Raw genomic sequence first — 26,170 nt, 5'->3', positions numbered from 1 at the left:
GCGCGATAAATCGCGCCGCTACGGATGTGTGCAACAGGTTACGCGCTTAATACCTCAACAATCCGCCCCTGGGCCATACGCACCGCACGATCGCACATATGATCGATCACGTCAGGATCGTGGCTCACCAGCACCATCGTCAGTCCATCATCGCGCTTCAGATCGTTCAACAGGTTGAGGATCTCCGCCTGTACCGACATATCCAGCGCCGAGGTTGGCTCATCCAGCAGCAGGATCTTCGGCTGCAACAACAGCGCGCGAACGATCGCCACGCGCTGGCGCTGACCACCGGACAACTGATGCGGATAGCGGTCCGCTAACACCGGGTCGAGACCAACATGGCGAAAGCCGTCATTGATGCGATCATCGATATTGTCCTGCTTCAGCATCTTGAGCGGCTCAGCCAGGGTACGGCGCAGGCGATGGCGTGGATGCAACGATGCATAGGGATCCTGAAACACCATCTGCACCTCGCGGCGTAACTGGCCGGTAAATGGCTTACCTGGCTGCACGTGGGTGCCTGCCAGCGCCATGCTGCCGGACCAGTGCGGATTCAGCCCGGCGATCACCCACAATAGCGATGATTTGCCGCAGCCTGAGGGGCCAACCAGGCCAAAACACTCACCTGCCTTCACGTTGAGGGTGACGTCATGCACCACGGTGCGCAGCTCGTAGCCCTGCTTATGCGACACGCTCAGGTTGGATAACTCAATCATGGTTCTGCTCCAGGGCGGCACGATCCAGCACCGGCAGTGCGGTGCCGTGGGTGGCTTTGCTCGGGCGGCAGGCCCACAGCGTGCGAGTATAAGGATGGCTGGCGTGGGACAACTCCGCCGCAGGCAGCGTATCCAGTACCCGGCCTTTATACATCACCATCACCCGTTCGCAGTGCTCCGAAACCTGTTGCAGATCGTGGCTGATCAACAGCAGCCCCATATTGCGTTGTTCCACCAGGCGGCGAATCAGCGCCAACACCTGATCGCGCATGGCATGATCGAGCGCTGAGGTCGGTTCATCGGCGATCAACAGTTCGGGATCGGTAATTAAGGCAATTGCCAGCATCACACGTTGTCCCATACCGCCGGAGAGCTGATGGGGATAACGTTTCATCAGTTGACGCGGATCGGGTAAACCCACCGCGTCCAGCATCTCACCTACCTTCTCTTGGCGCTCGGCGCGGCTCAGACGGTGGTGCAGCACCAGCGGTTCCTCCACCTGCCAGCCGATGGTGCGCGTCGGGTTGAGTGCATATTTCGGGTCCTGCATCACCATTGCCACCTTGCTGCCACGCAGTCGGCTCCAGTCACGTTCACGCATCTGCAACGCATCCTGACCCACCACCTGCAAGCGCTCTGCGTGCAGATGCAGCGACGGTGACAGCAGGCCCATCAGCGTGCGGGCGGTGAGGGATTTACCCGAACCGGATTCGCCGACCAGCGCCACGCGTTCGCGTCCCAGCTGCAAATGGATGTTGTCGACCAGCAGCGCATCATCGCTACGAATCGTCAGGCCCTGAGCATCAATTAACAGATTATTTGGCATGACGAGTATCCAGTTGATCGCGCAGGCCATCGCCTGTCAGGTTAAACGCCAGGCTGGCGAGCAAAATGGCTCCGCCGGGTGCCGCGGCGACCCACCATTGGTCGAAAATCACTTTACTGCCTTCAGCTACCATCGAACCCCATTCAGCGGTCGGCGGCTGTACGCCCATCCCGAGGAAGCCCAAACCGGCTGCGGAAAGAATGATGCCACCAAGGCTTAGCGCGGCACGCACCACGGCGGTGGGCAGGCAGAGCGGTAGGATATGACCAAACATCAGGCGCAGGCCGGTGATGCCTTGCATACGTGCGGCGGCGAGGTAATCGCTGCGACGCAGTGCCAGGGTCTCGGCACGTGCCTGACGGGCAAAGGGTGGCCAACTGGTGAGCGCCAGCGCCAGCGCACCGTTCATCAGGCCGGGACCTAGCATGGCGACAAATGCCAGCGCGATCACCAGGTTAGGCAACGAGAGAAAGATATCGGTAATGCGCATCAGTACGCGCTCGGTCCAGCCACCCACATAACCGGCAGTGATGCCGACCAGCAGGCCAACCGGGATGGTCAGCACCAGAATCAGCGTCACCAGCATCAGCGTCGGGCGGGTGCCATAAATCACGCGTGACAGCAGGTCACGACCAAAGCCATCGGTGCCGAACCAGTGGGCGGCTGAAGGCGGCAGCAGGCGCATACCAATGGTTTGTACATTGGGATCGTAAGGGGCCAGCAATGGCGCAAACAACGCCATCACCAGCAGAATGCCCACCAGCGTCAGGCCAATGCTGAGTGAGGTGATGCGGCGACGGCTGCGGCGCGGGCGCAACGTTTCCAGTTCAGAGAGTTGTTGAGTCATCGGGTTCTCGGATCGGTTAACCAGGTCAGGGCGTCGGCCACGGCGTTGAGCAGAATAAAGCAGCTGCCAATCAGCAAGGTGGCGCCGAGAATTGCCGGAACATCGGCGGAGAACAGGGCATTGGTCATATAACGTCCAACTCCCGGCCAGGCAAAAACGGTTTCCGTCAGCACCGATCCTTCCAGCAAAGTGGCGTAAGAGAGGGCGATAACAGTAATCAGCGTGCCCAGCACGTTGGGAAAAATATGGCGCAGCAGAATACGCGTGCGGCCAGCACCTTTGGCGCGTGCCAGGATGACATATTCCTTGCTACTTTCTTCCAGCAGCGCGGCACGCAGCAGACGCGTAATCCCCGCCATCGCCAGCAGACCGAGGATTACCACCGGCAGCCAGATATGGGCAATGGCGTTGCGGAACATCTCAGGATCGCCCGATAGCCAGCTATCAATCAACACGAAGCCGGTTTTCGGCTCCAGCGTATAAATCCAGATATCATCCAACTGTCCCGGTCCGGCAGACCAGTGCAGCACAGCATAAAATAGCAGCAAGCCCAGCAGTCCGAGCCAAAACACCGGCACCGAGTAGCCGAGTAGCGAGATAAAACGCGCCACGTTATCAATAATGCTACCCGGCTTCCATGCGGCCAACAACGCCAGCGCCACGCCGAACACGGCGGCAAAAATCATCGAACAGGTTGCCAGCTCAATAGTGGCCGGGAAGGTGCGCATCAGGTCAGCACTGACCGGTTGATTGGTCAGATGGGACAGCCCAAGATTCCCCTGCGCCAGATGGCTGATATAACGCCAGAACTGCACCAGCACCGGTTGATCGAGACCGAGATCGTGGCGCACCTGCGCATAGGTGGCTTCGCTGGCATGATCACCGGCGATCTGCTGTACCGGATCGACCGGCGACAGATGTGACAGCATAAAGGTAAAAGCCAGCAGGCCGATCAGCGTCACCAGCAGCGACAGCAAGCTGGTGAGCAATCGGCTGGCGCGTTGCCAGAGTGGCCGGGCGAAGCCGGCCTGAGGAGCTGACGCCGCCATTACTTAGTGACCTGTGAGTAATACACCATGTCCGGGTTGATACCCTGTACATAGCCTTTCAGGTTATCGCGTAACGCAATCAGGTTACGTGCCTGCAAGCCAATCACATACGGTGAGTTCTTCAACACTTCACGCTGCATCGCCTGGTACAGCTCAACACGTTTGTTATTGTCGTTCTCGGCGGTGGCTGCCAGGGTTTGTTTGCTTAACTCCGGGATGTGCCAGTCGGAACGGTAAGCGATGGTTTTGCTGCCATCTTCCGGGTTGTAAGCGAAAGAGGCGGCGTTGGTGTTGGGATCGAAGTAGTCAGCACCCCAGGCATTCAGCGTGGCCTGATACTGATGCGCTTTCACTTTGGTAGAGACTTCCGAGCTGAGTCCCGGTTGAACTTCAACTTTCACACCACCTTTAGCAAAACTCCCCTGCAACGCCTGAGCGATGTCGAGATACGGCGGCTGGTTGCTGGTGGAAAGGGTAAAGCTGACGTTGGTCAGGCCAGCTTTCTTCAGAATCGCTTTGGCTTTTTCCGGATCGTAGCTGTACGGGGTGTCGTTTAACGCGCCAAGGAAGCCTTTTGGCAGGAAGGTCTGATGCACTTCGAACTGACCTTTCAGCAGGTCATTAGCGATACCTTTATAGTCGAACAGGTAGCGTGCTGCTTCCCACAACGCCGGGTTTTTCAGTACCGGATCGGCACCGACATTGAACTGGATGTAGTACAGCGAGGCCATCGGGATTGCTTCGGTTTTGACGCCTGCTTTGCCTTTCAGCGCGGCGATTTGGTCAGCTCCGAGGTTACGCGCGATATCCACATCACCCTGCTCCAGCAACAGACGACGCGCAGCCGGTTCCGGTACGTTTTTGATCAGGATATTTTTCAGTTTAGGCGCGCCAGCCGGGGAGGTTGGGTTCGCGGTCAGCAGCACCACTTCATGCAGCACCACTTTGCGGATCTGATACGGACCGCTGCCCGCGGAGTTGGTCGCCAGCCAGGCGTTACCGAAGTCGCCATTCTTCTCATGCGCTAGCGCAGTTTTCTCGTCAACAATCGAGGACACCGGTGCCGAGAGCAGGCTCAACACATAGGCCGGGCTGACGTTGGCACTCCAGCTAATTTTGACGTGGTTATCGTCGACCTTGCTCAGGAAACTGTCGACGTTGTCCTTGTTCCAGCCCAATTGAGTCAGGATAAAGGAAGGATCGAGGTTCAGTTTTACTACGCGGCCCAGCGAAAAGATCACATCTTCCGGGCGCAGCGGGTTGCCGCTGGAGAATTTGGCGTCTTTGCGCAGTTCAAACGTCAGGCTACGGTTGTCGCTGCCTGGTTGCCATGAGGTGGCGAGCGTGGGTTGCAGTTCGGTTGGATTCTGCGGATTGGACTGGACCAGACGTTGATAAAGGTTAGTAAACGCTTGCACGGTGGTCAGCTCAAAGCCTTTCGCCGGATCAAAGCTGTCGGCATCGTCAGTGGATTGGGCAATCACCAGCGTATCTTTCGGAGTGGCAGCTTGAGTTGTGAATGCGGCTACCATCGATAACGCCAGCAGGGAGGGGATTATTTTTTTCATGAGATTTCCTTGCCTTATAAAAAAGTAACGCGAGTTTACGAAAGCGCTGCCATGAAGAATAGTCAATTATCGGCTATGCATATGCTTAACTGTTCTAAGACTAACGTTACAGTTATAAGCAGGTTAATGGATTTGCGAAACCTTAACATTCGGTGGGTAGAAATATCCGCCAATTTACAACGGAAATTAAACGGGAATCGATGGCCACATAATTAACTTTACAATACATGAGCCGGGAATATAATGGCCGCAACTTCAAACAGGAGAATTCAGTTGGACAGTCACCCTTATTTAACATCATACAAGGCAAGCTGACGCACGAATTCTTTTGTTGCTGCTTGCCGGAGTCGGCGGGCAGCAATCCTCTCTCATTTCTGACGATTGTTCCCCTTAGGTGATTTTGGTACGAGCTACGGCTCGGGGATAACGTCATGCACATGATTTTACACGCACTTTTCCCTCCACCTCGGTGCGCACACTGAATGTCAGTGTGCTGATAATCTCTGCGCGTAGTTTTATTTTTATATTTCCGGGAGGATGGATGACTATTCCCGGTGGATTATTTCGTTTGAAATAACGCGCAGCCGTTAATTAATCACCCCATTAATGCATGTAAACCATGCAGGGATATTTATTGCCGTAAAAAAGAGGAATGTCACGATGACTGACATGAAACTCAATAATGAAAAAAATGGGCTGAACTTTGCACGTTCACCGCGCCAGAAACTCCCACGCTATCGGATTGAAGAAGAAGCGGCTTACAGCGCGAACGAGACCCTGGCGCGGATGCACAGCGATGTGCAGGGACTGAGCGACAGTGAAGCCGAAGCACGCCTGGCGGTATTTGGTCATAACCAGGTGGCGCATGACAAAGCACCAGCGGCGCTGGTGCAACTGTTTCACGCATTCAACAATCCGTTTATCTATGTCTTGATGGTGCTGGCACTGGTGAGTTTTTTCACTGATTTCTGGCTGCCCGCGCGTCGTGGTGAGGAGACGGATCTGACGGGTGTCATCATCATTGTGACAATGGTGACGCTCAGCGGTTTGTTGCGCTTCTGGCAGGAGTTTCGAACCAATAAAGCCGCTCAGGCGCTGAAATCAATGGTGCGCACCACCGCCACGGTGCAACGTCGTGAATCGGCACAGCAGCCTGCCCGTAAACAGGAAGTGGACATCACCACGCTGGTGCCGGGCGATATTATTTGGCTGTCTGCCGGTGATCTGGTGCCAGCCGATGTGCGTCTGCTGGATTCACGCGACCTGTTTATCAGCCAGGCGATTTTGACCGGCGAATCGCTGCCGGTAGAAAAATATGATGTCACCGGCAACGTGGCGAGCAAAAGCAGCAGCGAAAGTCAGCAGGGGGCATCCCTGCTGGAGCTGGGTAGCGTCTGTCTGATGGGCACCAACGTCTCCAGCGGCACCGCCAGGGCGGTGGTGGTGGCAACCGGTGAGGAAACCTATTTTGGCAGCCTGGCGAAATCCATTGTCGGCAACCGGACGCAAACCGCCTTTGACCGGGGAGTTAACAGCGTCAGCTGGTTATTGATTCGCTTTATGCTGGTGATGGTGCCGGTGGTGCTGCTGATTAATGGCCTGACCAAGGGCGACTGGCTGGATGCCACCCTGTTTGCGCTGGCGGTGGCGGTTGGTCTGACGCCGGAAATGTTGCCGATGATCGTCAGCTCCAATCTGGCGAAAGGGGCGATCGCCATGTCGCGCCGCAAAGTGATTGTGAAACGCCTGAACGCGATTCAGAACCTGGGCGCGATGGATATTCTGTGCACCGACAAAACGGGCACGCTGACCCAGGACAACATCATTCTGGAGCACCACCTGGATTGCACGGGTGTAGAGAACTCACGCGTTTTGATGCTGAGCTGGCTGAACAGCCACTATCAGAGCAGCACGCCTAACCTGATGGATCGCGCGATCCTGCGCTACGGTGAAACCCGCATCAGTCATGCGGTGGCTGATTATTACAGCAAAGTGGATGAGTTGCCGTTTGATTTTGTCCGTCGCCGGGTGTCGGTGGTGGTGGGAGACCGCCGTCTCGGCCAGCAGCTCTTGATCTGTAAAGGCGCAGTGGAAGAGATGCTGAGCATTGCCGTCGCCGAACGTGAAGGCAAACTGATCCAGCCCCTGAATGAGACTCGTCGCGCTGAGCTGCTGGCGTTGGCACATCAGTACAACCAACAAGGTTTCCGCGTCTTGCTGGTGGCTAGCCGCGTGCTAGCGGAGCCGGGCCTCCAACAGGCGTTGAGCGTAGCAGATGAGCAAGGGCTGACGGTGGAAGGGTTGCTGACGTTCCTCGATCCGCCGAAAGAAAGCGCCGCGAAGGCCATCACCGCGTTACAGGAGAATGGCGTCAGCGTGAAAGTGCTGACCGGAGATAACCCGGTGGTCACAGCGCGTATTTGCCAGCAGGTGGGTATTGACTGCGGCACCATTGTTACCGGCGATGATATCGCGGCAATGGATGATGATCAGCTGGCAGCGGTTGCGGCACGTAGCGCGGTGTTTGCCAAACTGACGCCGTTGCAAAAATCACGCATTCTGCGTGCCTTGCAGCAGCAGGATCATACTGTGGGTTTCCTCGGTGATGGTATCAACGATGCTCCGGCACTGCGCGATGCTGATGTCGGGATCTCGGTGGACAGTGCGGCGGATATCGCGAAGGAGTCCTCTGACATCATCCTGCTGGAAAAAGATTTGATGGTACTGGAAGCTGGGGTGATGAAGGGGCGTGAAACCTTCGGCAATATCATTAAGTACCTCAACATGACCGCCAGTTCTAACTTTGGCAACGTGTTCTCGGTACTGGTGGCGAGTGCATTCATTCCCTTCCTGCCGATGCTGGCGATTCATCTGTTGATTCAGAACTTGATGTATGACGTTTCTCAGCTGGCTTTGCCGTGGGACAAAATGGACCGCGAATTTCTGCGTAAACCACGTAAATGGGATGCGCGTAACATCAAACGTTTTATGTTGTGGATTGGACCGACATCCTCGATCTTTGATATCACCACCTTTGCGGTGATGTGGTATGTGTTCGCCGCTAACTCGCCTGCCATGCAGTCACTGTTCCAGTCCGGTTGGTTTGTGGAGGGATTGCTGTCGCAGACGCTGGTGGTGCATATGCTGCGCACGCAGAAGATCCCATTTATTCAGAGCCGTGCCGCATTACCGGTGTTGCTCACCACTGCCTGTGTGATGCTGGCGGGGATATTGCTGCCATTCTCACCGCTTGGCGCAATGGTGGGTCTGATGCCATTACCCTGGGCTTATTTCCCGTGGCTGGTCGCGACTTTACTGGGTTATTGCCTGGTGGCACAGGGGATGAAAACCCTCTACATCAAACGTTTTGGTCAGTGGTTCTGAACCCAGGGAGGCATCATGCGCAAACTGGATAAAGTGGTGTGCCATTGCCTGATCATCATGGCGGTGATCGTGTTGTTAACCGTGGTGATTCGCTAACGGTTTTAACCATTTGGGCTTTTAATCAAACAGCGTTTCCGCACGAAACGCTGTTTTTTTCTGCACATCGAGAAGGCTTGACACAATTTGCTTGTACTTCAGTACGGTTAGCAGAGCTTTTAGCTGTATCAATTCGGCGCGCGGCCATTTTGTGGGTTTTAATTCTGAAATTTGTACGATGAACGATAATTTTAATGTATTTCATCATTCAGTTTTAGTGACTAAGTTTGTCAGTGGAGCGGGGTTATGTTTGCTGAAGGTCGCTCTACCATGCGCTCCAACATTTCCTTGTTAATTGGAGCAAACATGAAAAATATCCTTGTGAAAATGATGATGGTAGGCGCACTGGTCTCAGTCAGTGCTTCTGCGCTATGGATTGCCAGCCATCAGCCCATTTTACAGCAGCCGTTTACATTGACTCCACAGCAAGCCGAGGCGGTAGTGGCGTTCACCGATGCATGGTTGCTGCGTTCCATCATTGAGGAAGGAAAAAACCGGATGCGGCGATGGTGCAATGCTTTTTCGCCAGCATCCTGCAATGTTAATCTGCGGCTTTATTCATCTGGCTGGTAATATTGCACGCCAATTTCAATGCGTTCACGGCCACTGGCAACGCGGTGGCGGTTACTGTCGCGCAATGAATAGATGCAGCCACAATATTCCTGCTGATAAAAACGCTCGCGTTTGCTGATTTCAATCATGCGCGCGGAGCCACCGCCTTTGCGCCAGTTAAACTCCCAATACAACATATCGGGATAGTGCGCTGCGGCACGTACGCCACAATCGTTGATTTGTTGCATGTTTTTCCAGCGAGAGATGCCGAGGGAACTGGTGATCACCGGGAAACCATGTTCATGGGCATACAGCGCCGTGCGTTCGAAACGCATATCAAAACACATCGTGCAACGCACGCCGCGTTCCGGTTCCCATTCCATACCACGTGCGCGATCGAACCAGTTGTCTTTATCATAATCGGCATCAACAAAAGGCACGCCAAACTGCTCGGCGAAGCGGATGTTTTCCTCTTTGCGCAGTTCATATTCTTTCAACGGGTGAATATTCGGATTGTAGAAGAAAATGGTGTAGTCGATACCGGAAGCCAGCATCGCCTCCATTACTTCACCCGAACAGGGCGCGCAGCAGGAGTGCAGCAGCACTTTACTGTGGCCGCCGGGCAAGGGAAGGGGTTGGCGAGTGAAGGTGTCTGACATAAGAATGATTAATGGTTATGAATGGAAAACACCAGTGTAAGCGCTATGTCGGCAGGAAGCAAAAATTGAGGCTCAGGCAATAAAAAGGCCGCATTGGCGGCCTCTGTGATCTTTATTCGGTCACTTTTTTCTTCAGTTCGCTGGCACCTTCTTTGGTACTGTTCCAGCCTTTTTGCGCACCTTCTTTGGTGGCATCGACACCTTTTTCTGTGCCTTCTTTGGTTTTATGCCAGGCTTTTTGCGTTCCTTCACTGGCTTTACTGCTCAGGCTATCGCTCTTTCCTTCAGCGGCGTGTTTGGATTTGAGCTTCAGCTCAGCACCCTGATCCTGGGTCTGATGCAGTTTCTCTTTAGCTGTGTTTGCGCCAGCCTGCGCATTGGCAACATCGTTATCTGTTGCGTGTGTGGTAGCGGCAAGTGCCGACGAAGCCAGCAGAAATGTTGATAAAGCGATAATTGTCTTTTTCATGAATATTCCCTCATCAAAGTCATCAATGTTATGACCGTAGTTAACAATGGCACGCTCAATAACAACTGGCTTTAGGAATAAACTGTAAATGAATCATCGTGTTCTGGTGGGATTTTGCTTATTACTGCCTGCCATTACAAAACTGGGGGGCACAAAGGACGCGGTTTCATATTGGTGCCAGCGGCAGTCTGGGACAGGACTATCTTCGCATAATCAGGGGGTTAACATATACTCGCGCATAAGGCTGATTTGATGTTGCAGCATCGCCCGACCGTAATGGGTGGGGTGGCCATTCAGCTCTGCCTCGTGAAGCAATTTTGTTCTTTCCGGGTAGATGATGATGTCACAGACCAGCGCAGAGTTTTGCAGCTTTGCAAGAGAGAATGGCATGTTTTCATCGTTCCCCATACCGACCGAAGTGGCGTTAATAATGATGTCATGATGTGCGGGTTCATTTGTACCCAGCTCCACCGTGATGTCGTCATATTGGCTTCGCAATGCGTTGCGGAGCGTTGTTGCTTTGTCCATGCTTCGGTTGTAGAGGGTGAGTGTTGTTGCACCATGCGCTGCGAGGGCATGAGCAATTGCGCAGGCCGCACCACCCGCTCCGGCAAGATACACACTTTTATTCTGCACCGGATACCCATTGGCAATCAGACTGCTCACCAGTCCCTCGCCATCAAGCATGGTGCCACTCAGGCTGCCGTCGGCTTCTTTTCTGATAACGTTACAGGCACCAATGGCTTTTGCCTGGTCGGAAACATGATCGAGCCAGGGCAGAATCGCTTTCTTGTGCGGCATGGTGACGATAGCACCACGAAAGTTTTGTAGTGATTTCAGGCCAGTGACCATTCCTCTCAAACCTTCACTGCTGACATGGAATGGGATCATTAACGTATCAGCTATCTGAAGACGTTTGAGTTCTGCATTCATCATCAGAGGGGCTTTCACCTGACTGATGGGATCACCCAAAATTCCGAGGATAGTCAGTTTGCCATCAACCTGTTCAAGAATATCCACTTGCTTCCTCACCGAGTCATACAGGAATTGGGAGGTCAGTGTGACATGATAAAAGGGCTGATAGCAGCCCTTTATGTGAGGTGATCTTTTAAGTCTCATCTCGGATGTCAACAGAGCTACCATTCTGTTGCACCGATTTGATTCCGTTTTGCGCAGCCTGCTTGCTTGAATACATTTCGCTGGTAGCGATGGTCTCACCATTGCTTGCCTTCAGGACAAAATAATATTTTTGGTCCTGTAGCGTTTTTGTACTCTTTTTCAGAAGGTAATAACCCATGTGATATCTCCTTATGTCATCCCGGCGCGTCTTGCTCCGGCGGATTAACTATTTGCCGTGATTAAATATTGATCAATTTATTTTTCCTGACTTTTTAGAAAGTTGAACATCGATCACTCTCCCAACGTATTTCTCAGAAAAATTACAGATACAAAAAAGCCCGCAGAGCTTGCGCTTTGCGGGCTTTCAGGACTTCATCAGATGACTCTGGTAATCACTGACGGAGAATTTTGGTGGAGCTGGCGGGAGTTGAACCCGCGTCCGAAATTACTACGCCGTCGGCACTACATGCTTAGTCCAATCTTTACATTCGCCTGTCAGCTGCGGATGGACACGCCACTAACAAACTAGCCTGATTGGATTTAACGCTTCAACCCCAGGCAGGGCGTCCACGCGATCTCTTTTGGGTTTGACCTCTCTTGATCCCCGTCCTAAGAGCGGAGGCTAGGGAGAGAGGGGACGCTCAGTTTCTTAGGCTGATTAAGCAGCTACGGCGAACAAGTCGTCGTTAGCTACGCGTGCATTTAAGTTGTCTTTAGCAACTATTTTTTTGCGGCTTTTTTACGAGGCCTACCGCACCTCGGCATGCACCTAAGGGTTCACAATCCCGTCGAATCCAGAATCAGCCCCAGGAACCTAGAAGTATAGCAAAAAATTCTGCTTAATCCATCCCTTAGCGGTTGGAATTTTTCATGATGCGTGCTTTATCGAGCTTCCATTCACGTTCTTTGATGTCATCACGCTTGTCGTGCTCTTTCTTACCGCGAGCCACACCGATTTTCAGTTTGGCCCAGGCATTTTTCCAGTAAATCGACAGTGCGACCACGGTATAACCTTCACGATTTACGCGGCCATACAATGAATCGAGTTCGCGCTGCTTCAGCAATAGTTTGCGGTTGCGCGTGGGATCGCACACTACGTGCGAAGAGGCCACCGCCAGCGGCTGAAAAGTCGCACCAAACAGATAGGCTTCGCCATCGCGCAGCAGAATGTAGCTGTCGCTGATGTTGGCTTTGCCGGCGCGGAGAGATTTAACTTCCCATCCTTGTAACGACATCCCCGCTTCGAATTCTTCTTCAATGAAGTATTCATGGCGAGCGCGTTTATTGAGGGCAACAGTGGCTGAACCGGGTTTGTGAGCTTTTTTCTTTGTCATAGTGCGGCGTAGTCTACATCACTCAGTCTGTGGACGCATCCCCTGTCCTGCGGGGCGGTAAAAAACAGGGTATTTTAGCACAGCTGGCATAGCGGTGAATTTTTGTTTGATGGCTGAAAATGGTATTATTCAACGGTTTTGTGATGAACAGGAACCATTATGGCCCAGATAAGTCGTTCAGCGCTGGTCCCCTATAGCGCTGAGCAGATGTACCAGCTCGTGAATGATGTGGATTCATATCCAGAATTTCTCCCGGGCTGCACCGGCAGTCGGGTGCTGGATAACAGCGGAAATCAGATGACCGCCGCTGTCGATGTCTCCAAAGCGGGCATCAGTAAAACTTTCACTACGCGTAACACCTTAACCAGCAACCAAAGCATCCACATGCAGCTGGTCGATGGTCCGTTTCGTAAGCTGACTGGCGGCTGGCGTTTTGTTTCGCTGGGCGATGATGCCTGCAAAGTTGAGCTGAGTTTAGATTTTGAATTCACCAACATGCTGGTAGAGATGGCGTTTGGTCGCGTGTTTAAAGAGCTGGCCAACAGTATGGTGCAGGCGTTTACCCAGCGCGCCAAAGAGGTTTATCGTGCCTGATATGACGGTTGAAGTGGTTTACGCGCTACCGGAAAAACAGTATCTACGCACGGTGATGCTCGAACCAGGGGCGACGGTAGAAGAGGCGATTAAAGCCTCGGGACTGTTATCGCTACGCAAAGATATCGATCTGCACACCAATAAAGTCGGTATCTACAGTCGCCCGGTCAAGTTGGATGATGTATTGCAGGACGGTGATCGGGTGGAAATCTATCGTCCATTGATTGCCGATCCTAAAGAGATGCGACGCCAGCGTGCAGAACGCGCCGCTGAAAAGAAATAGCGAAAACGCAGAAACAAAAAAGGCGCTCAGGCGCCTTTTTTGTTGCAGCTCATCAGCCTTCACTGCCCGTGAGACGCGGTTTGTTATCGATATTGGTTAGCACGCCGTTGCTATCAAAAGTCAGCGTCAGAGTTTGTTGTCTCACGCGCTCATGGCCTGGTTCTTCGCGGAAAATGTAGTACCAGACATTGCTGCCGAAGGGATCATGCATCATCGGCGTACCGAGAGTGTACGCGACCTGCTGCTGCGTCATGCCTGTGTGGATTTTAGCCACATCGTTGGCGACCAGATAGTTTCCCTGGTTGATATCCGGGCGGTACACAACACGCTCAAGAGTGGAACATCCGGCGGTCATCATCAACATTACCACTGCCGCGGCAGTCAGCATTTTACAGCGCATCTCTACATTCCTTTTCTGGGGCCAAACGCCTTTTCATCAGGCTGTTTTTTTGCCATCAAATTCTGAACTCTGCCTGCGGCAGGCTTTATCACTCTGGCGACATAAGTTGCCGATGATAATAAACCTTTTCGCTATTTGAAACCTCTACAGAGCAAGCATATGACCACCGGGCCGTAAAAAAGTGCAGTATCAGGCTGCTAAAAGTTCTTTCGCATTCGCCAGCGTATTGCGCGTGACTTCACTACCTCCCAGCAGACGCGCCAGTTCTTGCAGACGCGCGCGCTTATCCAGTGGTTGCATATGCGTTTCGGTCATGGCGCCGTCCGTTTCTTTGCTGACGAAGAAATGCTGATGACCGCAACCGGCTACTTGCGGCAGATGTGTGACACACATTACCTGGGTTGACTCACCCAGTTGACGCAGCATCTGGCCGACAACCGCAGCGGTAGGGCCGCTAATGCCGACATCCACTTCGTCGAAAATCATCGCCGGGGTTTCCATTTTCTGTGCGGTGATCACCTGAATTGCCAGGGCGATACGCGACAATTCTCCCCCGGAAGCGACTTTGCCCAGCGGTTGCAAAGGCTGACCAGGGTTGGTCGTGACGCGGAAATCAATACGGCTGGCTCCCTCGGCAGTCAGCTGTTCCGGGTTAAATTCCAACGCAATGGCGAATTCACCATGTGGCATCGCGAGCGTACGCATACTTTGGGTAATTAACTGTGTCAGTTCCCGAGCTGCACGCTCACGCTGTTGATGAAGCATTTCGGCACTTGCCAGCGCTTCCTGATGATGAACGCTGACGGCAGCCTGCAACGTTTCCTGATCGCTTTCCTGTTGTGAGAGTAGCTCTGCTTCATCCAGCAGTTGCTGATACAACACCGGCAGCGCTTCAGGCGTAACGTGATGCTTACGTGCCAGCGCGATCTGACGAGACAAACGCTGCTCCAGTTCGTGCAGACGATTGGGATCGAGGTCAAGGCGATCGCAATAGTGGCGCAGTTCATCGCTGGCTTCACTCAACTGAATCGCCGCTTCTTCCAGCAGATTAAATACGCCACCAACCTTATCATCCAGCGCGACCAGTTCGCTCAACATCTGACGCGCGCTATACAGCAGACTTTGCATGTTGGTGTCATCGCTATCCGCCAGAATTTGTAATGCCTGCTGGCTGGTGGAGAGCAACTGGCCGCTGTTTGCCAGACGTTTATATTCTTCATCAATCTGCTCAAACTCACCGGGTTGCGGTGCAAACTCATTCAGTTCTTTCAACTGGTACTGCAACAGTTCACGTCGCGCTTCACGCTCCTGCGATAACTGCTGATGCTGAGCCAAAGCGCGGCAGCTTTGGTGCCAGCGCTGATAATGAATGCGCATCTGAGCCAGCACATCGTCGTGTGCGGCGTAAGCATCCAGCAGATGCTTTTGGTGATCGGGTTTGAGCAGCAATTGATGGGCATGCTGACCATGAATCTGAATCAGAAGCTGGCCCAGTTCACGCAGTTGAGACAGAGGAACTGAGGTGCCGTTGATAAAGCCACGTGAACGGCCATCGGCACTGATCACGCGGCGTAATAAACACTCGTTGCCGTCATCTAGCTGGTTTTCTGCCAGCCAGCGTTGGGCGGAGGGGGAGGCTTTCAGTTGAAAACGTGCACAGATATCCGCGCGGCTCGCCCCCTGACGCACCATATCTGCTTCAGCGCGACCACCAAGACACAGGCCGAGTGCATCAATAGCGATGGATTTTCCTGCGCCGGTTTCCCCGGTGATCGCTGTCATGCCACGATGAAAATCGATTTCCAGTTCACGAACGATAGCAAAATTACTGATGGTCAGCTGTGCCAGCATACATTCACCTGTATAGAAAAACAGATATGGTTTTTCATACAGTATAAACTGGTTTTTTATCCAGTAAAGTAGTGATGGTTGATTTTCAGAACAATTTTTTCGACCAGCCGAGTTTAGAGCTTAACGTATTAAAATAATTATAATTTTTAGGATGAATAAGATTGAGGTGATTAGCGCTGCGGCGAATCAGCACGTCTTCACCTTCCTGAATCGGTAGCGCGATTTGGCTGTCGCAACTGATCTCCAAATCACTGCGTAGTGAAGAGAAACGCAGGCGGATAGTACTGCTGCTGTTGATCACCAAAGGGCGCGCCGACAAGGTATGCGGAAACATTGGCACAAGGACAATCGCTTCCAGCGAAGGGGTAAGAATCGGTCCGCCAGCGGAAAGCGAATAGGCGGTTGAACCGGTAGGGGTTGAAATGATCAAACCATCGGAACGCTGTGAAAAGGCAAACACTTCATCGATATAAACTTCAAATTCAATCATATGTGCCACTTTTCCCGGATGCAGTACCACCTCGTTGATGGCACTGCCAATACGTGGTGAGCAATCTTCTTTGCACACCTGCGCTTCCAGTAAAAAACGGCTTTCGCTGTAATAGTCACCCTGAAGGACATCGTCCAGCTGTTGTTGCGCGTTGTCGGGATCGAGATCAGTCAGAAAACCGAGATTGCCGCGGTTGATGCCAATCACTTTGATGTCGTAACGTGCCAGTACGCGCGCGGCACCAAGCATGTTGCCGTCGCCACCAACAACAACGGCCAAATCGGCGCGCTGCCCAATTTCCGCCAGCGAGCCGGTCTGCACATTTTTTAGCGAAAGTTCACGCGCAATTTGCTGCTCGACAATCACTTCATAGCCTTTTGCCGTTAGCCAGCGCCAGAGCATTTCATGGGTGGTTAACGCAGTTGGATGGCGTGGATGGCCGACAATCCCAATGCAGTTAAAGTGTTTGTTCATTTGAGCTGGTGTTCCTCATAAGCCAAAACGGCCAGGCAATGTGATGGGTTCCCTTGAAACCGTCAAACTGATCCCCATAATAAGCGAACAGCGAGATGAATGTGCAAAACGCGGAGAAATTCATGAGTAGTAAAGAACAGAACACCCCAAACGAGCAAGTCTCAGACGAAATTCAACAGGATCAACAGCACGTGGACGCAGAGACGGCAACTGAGGTGGATCCGCGTGATGAGCGTATCGCGCAACTGGAGGCTGAGTTAGCCCAGTTACAGTCAGGCGTACGTGATGCGCAGCTGCGTGCGCAGGCGGAGATCGAAAACATCCGTCGTCGTACTGAAATGGATGTGGAGAAGGCGCATAAGTTTGCGCTGGAGAAATTCGCTAACGAGCTGCTGCCAGTGATTGATAGCCTGGAGCGTGCGCTGGAAGTGGCGGATAAAGAGAATTCAGAGCTGGCCTCGATGATTGAAGGCATCGAACTGACGCTGAAGTCGCTGCTGGGTGCGGTGCGTAAATTTGGTGTCGAAGTAGTGGGCGAGACGAATGTCCCGTTCAACCCGGATGTGCATCAGGCGATGTCGATGATGGAGTCCGAAGAAGTTGCACCGAATCACGTGATGATGGTGATGCAGCGTGGTTACACGCTGAACGGTCGTCTGCTGCGCCCGGCAATGGTTGCCGTGGCAAAAGCGAAAAACTGATACGTCGCCCAATAAACAACGGCCGCCTGATGCGGCCGTTTTTGTTTTACGGCAGCACGGGCGTCCAGTCGATGGGCGTTTGCCCTGCCTGGTTTAGCAATGCGTTGGCCTGGGAAAAATGTTTGCTGCCGAAAAAGCCACGATGGGCTGAAAGCGGCGAAGGATGCGGTGCTTTCAACACGTGATGGCGCTGGCGATCGATGATGTTCCCTTTCTTCTGCGCATGCGATCCCCACAGGAGAAAAATCACCCCTTCACGATGTTGGTTGATGGCGCTGATCACATTGTCGGTAAAGGTTTCCCAGCCAAAACGGGCATGGGAGTGTGCCTGACCTGCTTGTACCGTTAGCACGGTGTTCAATAACATCACGCCCTGTTTTGCCCAACTTTCCAGAAAACCATGCTGCGGACGCAAAAAACCGGGAATATCCTGCTCCAGTTCCTTATACATATTCAGCAGCGAGGGCGGGATGGCAACACCGGGCAGCACTGAAAAAGCCAGTCCATGTGCCTGATTCGGACCGTGATAAGGATCCTGGCCCAGGATCACCACTTTAATATCGCCCAGCTCGGTCAGCCGAAAGGCATTGAAGACATCCTTTTGCGGTGGATAGACAGTGACGCCCGCAGCACGTTCGTTGGCTACCGCCTTTAGCGTCTCCACAAAGTAGGGTTTCTCTTTCTCTTCAGCCAGCACATCGTGCCAGGTCAGCTTCTCGGTCATCATGGACTCCCTGCCAAAAAATTGCGCCTAGCTTACCCCGTCCTGGCGGCGAGCAGAAGGTCAAAAAATTTTGAGAATTTACAAAATAAATTTAAATAGAAAATTTATTTTAAATCAATTTATTAGAGTGTGCGGTGGACAGCCTGACCCGGCGAAATTGATGCAAGTCAAAACGACTGGTTTATTGCAGTGATATATCTGAGCATCACAAAATTTCGCTAACTACGCTGTTCGCCTGCGGCAGCGCCAGGCTCAGGAGGCCATCTATGATTACCGGTATTCAAATTACTCAAACTAACAATCCTCAACTGCTGAATTCTTTCTGGCTGCTGGACGATGAGAAATCGGAAGCACGTTGTCTGTGTGCAAAAGGTGATTTTGCCGAAGATCAGGTGGTTGCCATCAGCGATCTCGGTGAAATTGCTTACCGCGAAATTCCGTTGGAACAGAAACCCGTGGTGCGTATTGAAGGCGGCCAGCATCTGAACGTTAACGTGCTGCGTCGTGAAACGCTGGAAGATGCCGTGAAGCATCCGGAGAATTATCCGCAGCTGACCATTCGTGTATCGGGCTATGCGGTACGTTTTAATGCGCTGACCCCAGAACAACAACGAGATGTGATCACCCGTACTTTCACCGAAAGCCTGTAACTCGGCTTTTTGTACCACTGACGAAAAGACACACAGCAATGCAGGCTGCACCGGAGTATACCGGTGCGGCCTTTTTTCATTATTCACAAAACGAGACGGCTGACTTTTGCCTGCTTGAGTAAAAAAGGGCGTGAAAAGTCTGTTTTAGCTGATGAGTCACAAAAAAATCGCCTCAAATGAGGCGACTTTTTTATCACGGTGCTGCTTTATTCTGCATTCTGTTCAGGCGTTCCAGAGCCGCTTGCTTTGCGGCGTTTCCCGATATTTTTGGTATCGCGATGACGTTTCTTCACGCGCGGTTTCTCGGCTTCTTTCTCTTTCTGCTCTTTACGCTTTGCAAGCACCTTTTTCGACGGTTTTCCGGTGACTTTGGTGCTCGGTGCGCGCGATTCCGGACGCAACTCGTCGATGATGCGTGATTTCAACGGCTCATTAATGTAGCGGCTGATTTTGCCCAGCAGCACATGGTCATGGGCTTCAACCAGCGAAAGTGCGATGCCTTTGCGTCCGGCACGCGCGGTGCGTCCAATACGGTGCAGATAGATATCCGCAGTACGTGGCATGTCATAGTTGAACACATGGCTGACATCTTCAATATCGATACCGCGCGCAGCAACGTCGGTCGCCACCAACACATTAACGCGACCATCATTCAGGCGTTTCAACGCTTCGTTACGCTTGGCCTGCACCATTTCGCCTTCAAGATAGCTACAGCGAATGCCGGCTTCGTGCAGCCAGGTGACCAGTTCATGCAGACGCTCACGTTTACGGACAAACACAATCGAGCGAGTGACTTCCGGCTGCTTCAGCAGGTGCACCAACAGCTTGGTTTTATGTTCGAGATCGTCAGCACGGTAATACCACTGCTGGATTTTCTTACGCTCACGTTGGCTGGGGTCAGCTTCGACGGAAACCGGGTCGTTTAGCAGGCGCTCAGCAAAGTCTTTAATGTTGTCGCCTTCCAGTGTGGCGGAGAACAACATCGTTTGCTTACGCCAGCGGGTTTCACCTGCGATAGTTTCAATGTCCTGGGCAAATCCCATGTCCAGCATGCGATCAGCTTCATCAAGGATCAGGGTTTCAACCGCGCGGCAATCAAAGTTTTCTTCTTTGATGTATTGCAGCAGACGGCCGGTGGTCGCCACCACGATGTCCTGATTTTCGCTGAACACCTCAGCATGGTTCATGTAGGCAACGCCGCCGGTAATGGTGGCGATATCCAGATGTGTATGTTTCGCTAACTCACGCGCATGGTCGGCAACCTGCATCGCCAGTTCGCGCGTAGGCGTTAAAATTAAAATGCGCGGCGGTCCTGATTTTTTCCGTGGGAAATCGATCAGGTGCTGCATAGCCGGCAGCAGATAGGCTGCGGTTTTCCCCGTTCCGGTCGGTGCTGAACCCAATACGTCACGGCCCTCCAGAGCGGCAGGGATGGCCTCAGCCTGGATGGCTGTAGGGCGCGTGAAGCCTTTTTCCTGCAGGGCATCCAGCAGGCTTTCGTCGAGTTCGAGTTCGGAGAATGTGGTTACGGTCATGGTCTACCTCAGTTTGGGGCGCTGATTATAGACAGAACAAACATAATCTTCATCTGTTTGTGTACCAATGTCGCCATGCAGGGAGATGTTTTCCCTGCTTTGTCACGTTACACTGAAGCTCTGCCATTGGGCAGATTTTGTTGAGTGGTTGCAGAGAATGACAGAAACGACGCCGCATCCGCGGTCTCAGTTACAAAAGAATGGTTTTACGTTTAAGCGATTTTTTATTGCCCACGATCGCTGTGCAATGAAAGTCGGCACCGACGGTATTTTGCTGGGCGCATGGGCACCGGTGGCTGGCGTGCGACGCGTACTGGATATCGGTAGCGGCAGCGGTTTGATCGCCTTAATGATCGCCCAGCGCACACCGGATGAGGTGCCGATTGATGCGGTAGAACTGGATGCTGACGCGGCACAGCAGGCGCAGGAAAATGTGCAGGCTTCACCCTGGCCATCACGGGTGACGATCCATCAGGCCGATATTGCCCACTGGGCAGAAGCCTGTGAACAACGCTATTCCCTTATCGTCAGCAATCCACCTTATTTTACTCCCGGCGTGGCCTGTGCAACGCCACAACGTGCCACGGCGCGTTCGACCGATGCCCTTGATCATCAGACCTTGCTGCGGTGTGCCGCACAATTAATTGAAGAGGAAGGTTTTTTTTGCGTGGTACTGCCTGAGTCACTGGGCCAAAGCATGATTGGACAGGCACAGCAGGACGGCTGGCATCTGCGTTTTCGTTATGACGTTGCCGAATATGCCCACCGGCCACCCCATCGTGTGTTGCTGGGCTTCTCCCCCTCGGCGGGAGAACAATTGATGGAGCGGCTGGCGATACGTGATGAAAACACGCAATATTCAGAAGACTGGTGCAGCCTGACACGGGATTTCTACCTGTTCATGTAGTGGGGCGGTGCCAGTACCGTAGGAAGCGCTTCCGGCAGCAGGTTCGGGTAGTCCAGCGTGTAGTGCAGGCCGCGACTCTCTTTGCGCTCCAGCGCACAGCGCACCATCAGTTCAGCAACCTGTACCAGGTTGCGCAGTTCCAGCAGATTGTTGGACAGGCGGAAATGCGCGTAGTACTCGTCAATTTCCTGTTGTAGCAGGTTGATGCGACGTAACGCGCGTTCCAGCCTTTTGGTGGTGCGCACAATGCCCATATAATCCCACATAAACAGCCGCAGTTCATGCCAGTTATGTTGAATCACCACGCGTTCATCGGCGTCATCCACGCGGCTTTCATCCCACGCTGGCAGGCGATCAACCTGTTCAATGTTGGGCAGACGACGGAGCACATCTTCGGCGGCTGACCAGCCATACACCAGGCATTCCAGCAGTGAATTCGAGGCCATGCGGTTAGCACCGTGCAGGCCGGTATAGCTAACCTCACCAATGGCATACAGACCATCGACATCGGTACGCCCCTGTTGATCAACCATTACGCCGCCGCAGGTGTAATGGGCGGCGGGAACAATCGGGATCGGCTCTTTGGTCAGATCGAGGCCAAAAGTCAGCAGCTTTTCATAAATCATCGGGAAGTGGGCGCGAATGAAACTGGCCGGTTGATGGCTGATATCGAGATACATGCAATCCACGCCAAGACGTTTCATTTCGTGGTCAATGGCTCGCGCCACAATATCGCGCGGAGCCAGCTCGGCGCGTGGGTCAAAGTCCGGCATAAAGCGCGTACCGTCCGGGCGCAGTAGCCATGCCCCTTCGCCACGCAACGCTTCGGTTAGCAGGAAATTCTGTGCCTGCGGATGGAAAAGACAGGTGGGATGGAATTGATTGAACTCCAGATTCGCCACCCGACAGCCGGCACGCCAGGCCATGGCGATACCATCTCCGGATGCGACATCCGGGTTGGTGGTGTATTGATACACTTTGGCTGCTCCCCCCGTTGCGAGGATCACTGCTCGTGCCCGACAGGTTTCAACCTGCTCGCGGTTGCGGTTCCAGATCCAAGCACCAACCACGTGACGTGGTCCAGGCAAGCCAATTTTATCGGATAGAATCAGATCAACGGCGTTGGTTCGTTCAAGAATGCGAATGTTGGGATGGCTCAGGGCCTGGCTGACCAGCGTGGTTTCCACCGCGCGACCCGTGGCGTCGGCACTGTGCAGAATGCGGCGATGGCTGTGGCCGCCTTCACGTGTCAGGTGGTAGCGGGTTTCGCCGTCACCCTGCGGCTCTTGGTCGAAAGCCACGCCATTATCAATCAGCCATTGCACGCAGTCGCGCGCGTTACTGGCGATAAAACTGACCGTGGCGCGATCGCATAACCCCGCTCCGGCAATCAGCGTATCTTCCACATGCGATTCAATGCTGTCGGTCTCATCAAACACCGCCGCAATGCCGCCTTGCGCATACAGCGTTGAACCTTCATTCACCTGGGCCTTGCTCAGAACTGTAACCTGATAATGCGGTGCCAGGCGCAGGGCCAACGATAGGCCAGCAGCGCCGCTGCCGACGATAAGTACATCGCACTGATAATCGGGTAGGGAAGTCATAATGTTTAATTTACTAAACAAAAGGTGTTCCGAGCATAAGCCCGGATGGCGCATCTGTGAAGTATTTTAAACAGGTTCCGTCGATGAATTCAGCAGCCTGTGGCGATAATAGCGCGATTTCAGTGAGTTATGTCTGAAAATAACCTTTACGTGTTTTTTATACCAAACTTACTGAGAATTCAGGTAATAAAGATGAAAATCGTGGCGTCATAGGTTACTCTGCCAGCGATTATCGGTGCCGAATATGACGCTGCCAGCGCGGCAAGTCGCTACACTGAAAGACAATCAACAACAAAAACGTCTGGGTTCCGATACGGAAAATTTTCAGGTCGTGGTGAACTTCATGCCAGAATATGACTCTAAGCGCATGCTTGCTCAGAACAATGAGATGTGCTGGCAGTTCATTTACGCATAAAAAAGAGTTTGGGGAGACATTACCTCGGATGAGCGAGCAGTTAACGGATCAGGTTCTCGTTGAACGGGTTCAGAAGGGAGATCAAAAGTCATTTAACTTACTGGTGATTCGATACCAGCATAAAGTGGCGAGCCTGGTTTCACGTTATGTCCCATCGGGCGATGTGCCGGATGTGGTACAGGAGTCTTTTATCAAAGCGTATCGCGCACTGGAGTCGTTCCGTGGCGACAGCGCGTTTTACACATGGCTGTACCGTATTGCAGTGAACACTGCCAAAAATTATCTGGTGGCTCAGGGGCGACGTCCACCAACCAGCGATGTTGACGCAATTGATGCGGAAAACTTCGAAAGTGCGGGGGCGTTAAAAGAAATTTCGAACCCTGAGAACTTAATGTTGTCTGATGAACTGAAACAAATTGTTTTTCGTACCATTGAGGCGCTTCCTGAGGATCTTCGTATGGCAATAACCCTCAGAGAACTGGATGGTTTAAGTTACGAAGAGATTGCCGCCATCATGGATTGCCCGGTTGGTACAGTACGTTCTCGTATCTTCCGTGCGCGAGAGGCTATTGATAATAAAGTTCAACCGCTTATCCAACGTCAGTGATAACGGCTACTGGAAGGGTACCAAAGCATGCAGAAAGAAAAACTTTCCGCTTTAATGGATGGTGAAACTTTAGATAACGAGCTGCTGGCGTCGTTATCCAGGGATGCAAATCTGCAAAAAAGCTGGGAAAGCTACCATCTGATCCGCGACACCCTGCGGGGCGATGTAGGTGAAGTGCTGCATTTTGATATCTCCGCGCGCGTGGCGGCAGCCATTGAAAATGAGCCGGTACGTAAAGTGACTTCGCTGATTCCGGAAGCACAGCCCGAACCGGTGCGCTGGAAGAAAATGCCGTTCTGGCGCAAGTCCGGTTCATGGACAGCGCAACTGGCGCAGGTTGGCGTAGCCGCCTGTGTCTCGCTGGCGGTGATTGTGGGTGTTCAGCACTACAATCAGCCCGCGGGTAGCAACGCAACGGAAGCGTCCGATTCGCCAGTGTTCAATACGCTGCCGATGATGGGCAAGGCCTCACCAGTTAGTCTGGGTGTGCCGTCTGATGCGTTTGATACCAATAGTTCAAACCAGCAGGTGCAGGAACAGCGTCGTCGCATCAATGCGATGCTACAAGATTATGAGCTGCAACGTCGTCTGCATGCCGATCAGGTTCAGTTTGAGAAGAACGATCCGCAACAGGCGCAAGCGAATGTTCCCGGTAATCAGTCGTTAGGAATTCAGCAGCAGTAATGAAGCAGCTTTGGTGTGCCGTTAGCCTGCTGGCAGGCAGCCTGCTTTATACATCTACCGCCCCGGCGCAGACTTCTGCGTCCGGGGCGTTGTTACAGCAGATGGAGCAGGCAAGCCAGTCCCTCAACTACGAATTCGCTTACATCAATGTCTCACGCCTGGGCATTGAATCCTTGCGTTATCGCCATGCGGTTATCGACAACCGTATCTTTGCTCAGTTATTGCAGATGGACGGCCCGCGTCGAGAAGTGATTCAGCGTGGCAACGATATCAGCTATTTCGAACCTGGTCTTGATCCGTTCTCTCTGCCCGGCAACCACATTATCGATGCTCTGCCGCCGCTGATGTTTGCCGACTTTTCCCGCCTGAGCAATGTCTATGATTTCATTCCGGTTGGTCGTTCACGCATCGCCGATCAGTTGTGCGAGGTAGTTCGTATCGTCTCCCGTGACGGCTCACGCTACAGCTATGTGGTGTGGCTGGATGTCGATACTAAACTGCCACTACGTATCGACCTGCTGGATCGTGACGGTGAAACGCTGGAACAGTTCCGGGTCATCAGTTTTGCCGTTGATGAAGGCGTGCGTAATCTGATGCAGGGACTGGAGAAAGCCAATCTGCCGCCAACGTTATCATTACCGGCTGGTGATAAAGTTCAGCTCAGCTGGCAGCCGACATGGCTTCCGGCGGGGATGACGCTGATCTCGCAGAGTCGCCGTGATATCCCGGCGATGAGCAAAACCGTTGAATCCCGTCTCTATAGCGATGGCCTGTTCAGTTTTGCGATTAACGTAACGCCCGCAGATAAAAACAGCGTTGCGCAGACATTGCGCACTGGGCGTCGTACGGTGCAGACGGAAGTGCGCAATAATAACGAGATTACCGTGGTGGGTGAGATTCCACCGACCACAGCAAAACGTATTGCGGACAGTATTGATTCGGGATCAGCAAAATGATGAGAGAATGGGCCACCGTGGTGGCGTGGAAAGAGGGTGTCGCGACGCTGCATACAGAAGCGAAAACCTCCTGCAACAGTTGCTCGGCGCGTAAAGGTTGCGGCAGCCATATGCTGAATAAGCTGGGGCCGAAAAATGCGCATGTGATGCAAATCGCCAGCCCGGAACCGTTGCAACCTGGTCAGCGTATTGAGCTGGGCATTCGTGAAAGCAGTTTGCTGGGTTCAGCGGTGTTGGTTTATATGACACCGCTGTTTGGCCTGTTTCTGGTCGCCGGTCTGTTCCAGATGCTGTTCCATAGTGACCTGGCTTCCGCCTGCGGTGCGTTGTTGGGCGGCGTGGGGGGCTTCATTGTGGCCAGGGGCGTCTCTTCAGTGTTCGGTGAACGCGAGGCTTTTCAGCCGGTGATCCTTAATGTCGCTTTGCCTCCTGATGTGATGCGGGTGGAAACTGAAGTTTGATTCTTGCCGGGCCGCGTCGAACGCGGTCTTTTTCACGGCGCTTAGCCGCTGAAATCTGTTGCGATTCCCCGCAGTTCCATTCTTTAACGCAAGGCGTTAACAGTGTAATATGCGTCGTCATTAATGAGGCTGACAGGGTTCCAGGTAAAACTCCATTTCCTGAATGTGTCTGTGCTCAAGTATTCAACTGATATTCTAAGTGAAGATATTCATAT

At 52.9% G+C, this 26,170-nt stretch carries 28 protein-coding genes and 1 other RNA gene; 12 read left to right on the top strand and 17 right to left on the bottom strand.

Annotated features, from left to right (window positions below; translation table 11 throughout):
- Positions 1-38: 38 nt before the first annotated feature.
- Genes AC6I8W_RS15925 through AC6I8W_RS15905 form a run of 5 tightly spaced genes read right to left on the bottom strand, consistent with a single transcriptional unit; the run spans position 39 to position 5,006 of the window.
- A complete protein-coding gene (locus AC6I8W_RS15925) occupies positions 39-716 on the bottom strand; it encodes an ABC transporter ATP-binding protein (protein WP_497835801.1) in 678 nt (225 codons plus the stop codon).
- Positions 709-1,542: an ABC transporter ATP-binding protein gene (locus tag AC6I8W_RS15920; RefSeq protein ID WP_497835800.1), complete on the bottom strand. Its 834-nt coding sequence runs from the start codon at positions 1,540-1,542 to the stop codon at positions 709-711. The genes AC6I8W_RS15925 and AC6I8W_RS15920 overlap by 8 nt, the downstream gene beginning before the upstream one ends.
- Positions 1,532-2,389, bottom strand: a complete 858-nt coding sequence (locus tag AC6I8W_RS15915) for an ABC transporter permease (RefSeq protein WP_497835799.1) — start codon at positions 2,387-2,389, stop codon at positions 1,532-1,534. The genes AC6I8W_RS15920 and AC6I8W_RS15915 overlap by 11 nt, the downstream gene beginning before the upstream one ends.
- Positions 2,386-3,438, bottom strand: coding sequence for an ABC transporter permease (locus AC6I8W_RS15910; RefSeq protein WP_497835798.1), 1,053 nt, complete (start codon positions 3,436-3,438; stop codon positions 2,386-2,388). The genes AC6I8W_RS15915 and AC6I8W_RS15910 overlap by 4 nt, the downstream gene beginning before the upstream one ends.
- The gene (locus tag AC6I8W_RS15905) at positions 3,438-5,006 is read right to left on the bottom strand and encodes an ABC transporter substrate-binding protein (protein ID WP_497835797.1); all 1,569 of its coding nucleotides are present in this window, start codon (positions 5,004-5,006) and stop codon (positions 3,438-3,440) included. Before AC6I8W_RS15905 ends, AC6I8W_RS15910 begins: the two co-directional genes overlap by 1 nt.
- A gap of 660 nt (positions 5,007-5,666) precedes the next feature.
- On the opposite strand from AC6I8W_RS15905, the gene mgtA reads away from it, so the two are divergent.
- Both mgtA and AC6I8W_RS15895 read left to right on the top strand, forming a co-directional pair.
- The gene (gene mgtA / locus AC6I8W_RS15900; protein WP_497835796.1) at positions 5,667-8,390 is read left to right on the top strand and encodes a magnesium-translocating P-type ATPase; all 2,724 of its coding nucleotides are present in this window, start codon (positions 5,667-5,669) and stop codon (positions 8,388-8,390) included.
- Positions 8,391-8,732: 342 nt separating this feature from the next.
- Positions 8,733-9,059, top strand: coding sequence for a hypothetical protein (locus tag AC6I8W_RS15895; RefSeq protein WP_497835795.1), 327 nt, complete (start codon positions 8,733-8,735; stop codon positions 9,057-9,059).
- On the opposite strand, the gene AC6I8W_RS15890 is transcribed toward AC6I8W_RS15895, so the two are convergent.
- From AC6I8W_RS15890 to smpB, 6 genes are all read right to left on the bottom strand, one after another.
- Entirely contained in the window at positions 9,041-9,697 is a 657-nt protein-coding gene (locus AC6I8W_RS15890) for an epoxyqueuosine reductase QueH (protein ID WP_497835794.1), read from the bottom strand. The two genes, AC6I8W_RS15895 and AC6I8W_RS15890, sit on opposite strands and share 19 nt — an antisense overlap.
- A gap of 112 nt (positions 9,698-9,809) precedes the next feature.
- Complete coding sequence (locus tag AC6I8W_RS15885) at positions 9,810-10,166, bottom strand: KPN_00521 family repetitive protein (protein ID WP_497835793.1); 357 nt, start codon at positions 10,164-10,166, stop codon at positions 9,810-9,812.
- Between the two features lie 213 nt (positions 10,167-10,379).
- Positions 10,380-11,186 (bottom strand): shikimate dehydrogenase family protein, encoded by an 807-nt coding sequence (locus tag AC6I8W_RS15880; RefSeq protein ID WP_497835792.1) that lies wholly within the window; start codon positions 11,184-11,186, stop codon positions 10,380-10,382.
- An 88-nt stretch (positions 11,187-11,274) separates the two neighbouring features.
- Positions 11,275-11,463, bottom strand: a complete 189-nt coding sequence (locus tag AC6I8W_RS15875; protein WP_480365106.1) for a YegP family protein — start codon at positions 11,461-11,463, stop codon at positions 11,275-11,277.
- Positions 11,464-11,694: 231 nt separating this feature from the next.
- Positions 11,695-12,093: a transfer-messenger RNA gene (ssrA, locus tag AC6I8W_RS15870) on the bottom strand.
- Positions 12,094-12,136: 43 nt separating this feature from the next.
- Positions 12,137-12,619 (bottom strand): SsrA-binding protein SmpB, encoded by a 483-nt coding sequence (gene smpB / locus AC6I8W_RS15865; protein ID WP_013510142.1) that lies wholly within the window; start codon positions 12,617-12,619, stop codon positions 12,137-12,139.
- 159 nt (positions 12,620-12,778) lie between these two features.
- On the opposite strand from smpB, the gene AC6I8W_RS15860 reads away from it, so the two are divergent.
- Entirely contained in the window at positions 12,779-13,213 is a 435-nt protein-coding gene (locus AC6I8W_RS15860; RefSeq protein ID WP_497835791.1) for a type II toxin-antitoxin system RatA family toxin, read from the top strand.
- Positions 13,206-13,496: an RnfH family protein gene (locus tag AC6I8W_RS15855; protein ID WP_497835790.1), complete on the top strand. Its 291-nt coding sequence runs from the start codon at positions 13,206-13,208 to the stop codon at positions 13,494-13,496. The genes AC6I8W_RS15860 and AC6I8W_RS15855 overlap by 8 nt, the downstream gene beginning before the upstream one ends.
- A 52-nt stretch (positions 13,497-13,548) precedes the next feature.
- On the opposite strand, the gene bamE is transcribed toward AC6I8W_RS15855, so the two are convergent.
- The 3 genes from bamE to nadK all read right to left on the bottom strand — a co-directional run bounded on the left by bamE (position 13,549) and on the right by nadK (position 16,711).
- Positions 13,549-13,896, bottom strand: coding sequence for an outer membrane protein assembly factor BamE (bamE, locus tag AC6I8W_RS15850; RefSeq protein WP_480365078.1), 348 nt, complete (start codon positions 13,894-13,896; stop codon positions 13,549-13,551).
- A 189-nt stretch (positions 13,897-14,085) separates the two neighbouring features.
- Complete coding sequence (gene recN, locus AC6I8W_RS15845; RefSeq protein WP_497835789.1) at positions 14,086-15,747, bottom strand: DNA repair protein RecN; 1,662 nt, start codon at positions 15,745-15,747, stop codon at positions 14,086-14,088.
- Positions 15,748-15,832: 85 nt separating this feature from the next.
- Entirely contained in the window at positions 15,833-16,711 is an 879-nt protein-coding gene (gene nadK, locus AC6I8W_RS15840; protein ID WP_497835788.1) for an NAD(+) kinase, read from the bottom strand.
- A gap of 122 nt (positions 16,712-16,833) precedes the next feature.
- On the opposite strand from nadK, the gene grpE reads away from it, so the two are divergent.
- Positions 16,834-17,412, top strand: a complete 579-nt coding sequence (gene grpE / locus AC6I8W_RS15835) for a nucleotide exchange factor GrpE (RefSeq protein ID WP_497835787.1) — start codon at positions 16,834-16,836, stop codon at positions 17,410-17,412.
- 46 nt (positions 17,413-17,458) lie between these two features.
- Here the strand turns inward: grpE and ung are convergent, their stop codons facing one another.
- On the bottom strand, positions 17,459-18,136 hold the full coding sequence (gene ung / locus AC6I8W_RS15830; protein ID WP_497838208.1) for a uracil-DNA glycosylase: 678 nt from the start codon (positions 18,134-18,136) through the stop codon (positions 17,459-17,461).
- A 266-nt stretch (positions 18,137-18,402) separates the two neighbouring features.
- Here ung and grcA point away from each other — a divergent pair, with 266 nt between their 5' ends.
- Positions 18,403-18,786, top strand: coding sequence for an autonomous glycyl radical cofactor GrcA (gene grcA / locus AC6I8W_RS15825; protein WP_497835786.1), 384 nt, complete (start codon positions 18,403-18,405; stop codon positions 18,784-18,786).
- A gap of 206 nt (positions 18,787-18,992) precedes the next feature.
- Here grcA and srmB read toward each other — a convergent pair whose 3' ends face one another.
- Complete coding sequence (gene srmB / locus AC6I8W_RS15820; protein ID WP_497835785.1) at positions 18,993-20,321, bottom strand: ATP-dependent RNA helicase SrmB; 1,329 nt, start codon at positions 20,319-20,321, stop codon at positions 18,993-18,995.
- A gap of 157 nt (positions 20,322-20,478) precedes the next feature.
- On the opposite strand from srmB, the gene trmN reads away from it, so the two are divergent.
- Complete coding sequence (gene trmN, locus AC6I8W_RS15815; protein ID WP_497835784.1) at positions 20,479-21,228, top strand: tRNA(1)(Val) (adenine(37)-N(6))-methyltransferase TrmN; 750 nt, start codon at positions 20,479-20,481, stop codon at positions 21,226-21,228.
- Here the strand turns inward: trmN and nadB are convergent.
- A complete protein-coding gene (gene nadB, locus AC6I8W_RS15810) occupies positions 21,213-22,832 on the bottom strand; it encodes an L-aspartate oxidase (protein ID WP_497838207.1) in 1,620 nt (539 codons plus the stop codon). The genes trmN and nadB overlap by 16 nt on opposite strands.
- A gap of 244 nt (positions 22,833-23,076) precedes the next feature.
- On the opposite strand from nadB, the gene AC6I8W_RS15805 reads away from it, so the two are divergent.
- The 5 genes from AC6I8W_RS15805 to rseC are packed head-to-tail and all read left to right on the top strand — an operon-like array spanning position 23,077 to position 25,955.
- The gene (locus AC6I8W_RS15805) at positions 23,077-23,247 is read left to right on the top strand and encodes a hypothetical protein (RefSeq protein WP_480365064.1); all 171 of its coding nucleotides are present in this window, start codon (positions 23,077-23,079) and stop codon (positions 23,245-23,247) included.
- 28 nt (positions 23,248-23,275) lie between these two features.
- Complete coding sequence (gene rpoE, locus AC6I8W_RS15800; protein ID WP_480365062.1) at positions 23,276-23,854, top strand: RNA polymerase sigma factor RpoE; 579 nt, start codon at positions 23,276-23,278, stop codon at positions 23,852-23,854.
- Positions 23,855-23,881: 27 nt separating this feature from the next.
- The gene (gene rseA, locus AC6I8W_RS15795; protein ID WP_480365060.1) at positions 23,882-24,538 is read left to right on the top strand and encodes an anti-sigma-E factor RseA; all 657 of its coding nucleotides are present in this window, start codon (positions 23,882-23,884) and stop codon (positions 24,536-24,538) included.
- The gene (gene rseB / locus AC6I8W_RS15790) at positions 24,538-25,494 is read left to right on the top strand and encodes a sigma-E factor regulatory protein RseB (protein ID WP_497835783.1); all 957 of its coding nucleotides are present in this window, start codon (positions 24,538-24,540) and stop codon (positions 25,492-25,494) included. The genes rseA and rseB overlap by 1 nt, the downstream gene beginning before the upstream one ends.
- A complete protein-coding gene (gene rseC / locus AC6I8W_RS15785) occupies positions 25,491-25,955 on the top strand; it encodes a SoxR-reducing system protein RseC (protein ID WP_497835782.1) in 465 nt (154 codons plus the stop codon). Before rseB ends, rseC begins: the two co-directional genes overlap by 4 nt.
- The last annotated feature ends 215 nt before the right edge of the window (positions 25,956-26,170 follow it).

Source organism: Pantoea sp. X-Soil-TKNS-1211, assembly GCF_059730495.1.
The sequence above is the reverse complement of the archived record's forward strand: the minus strand, read 5'-3'. Positions and strand labels throughout refer to the sequence as shown.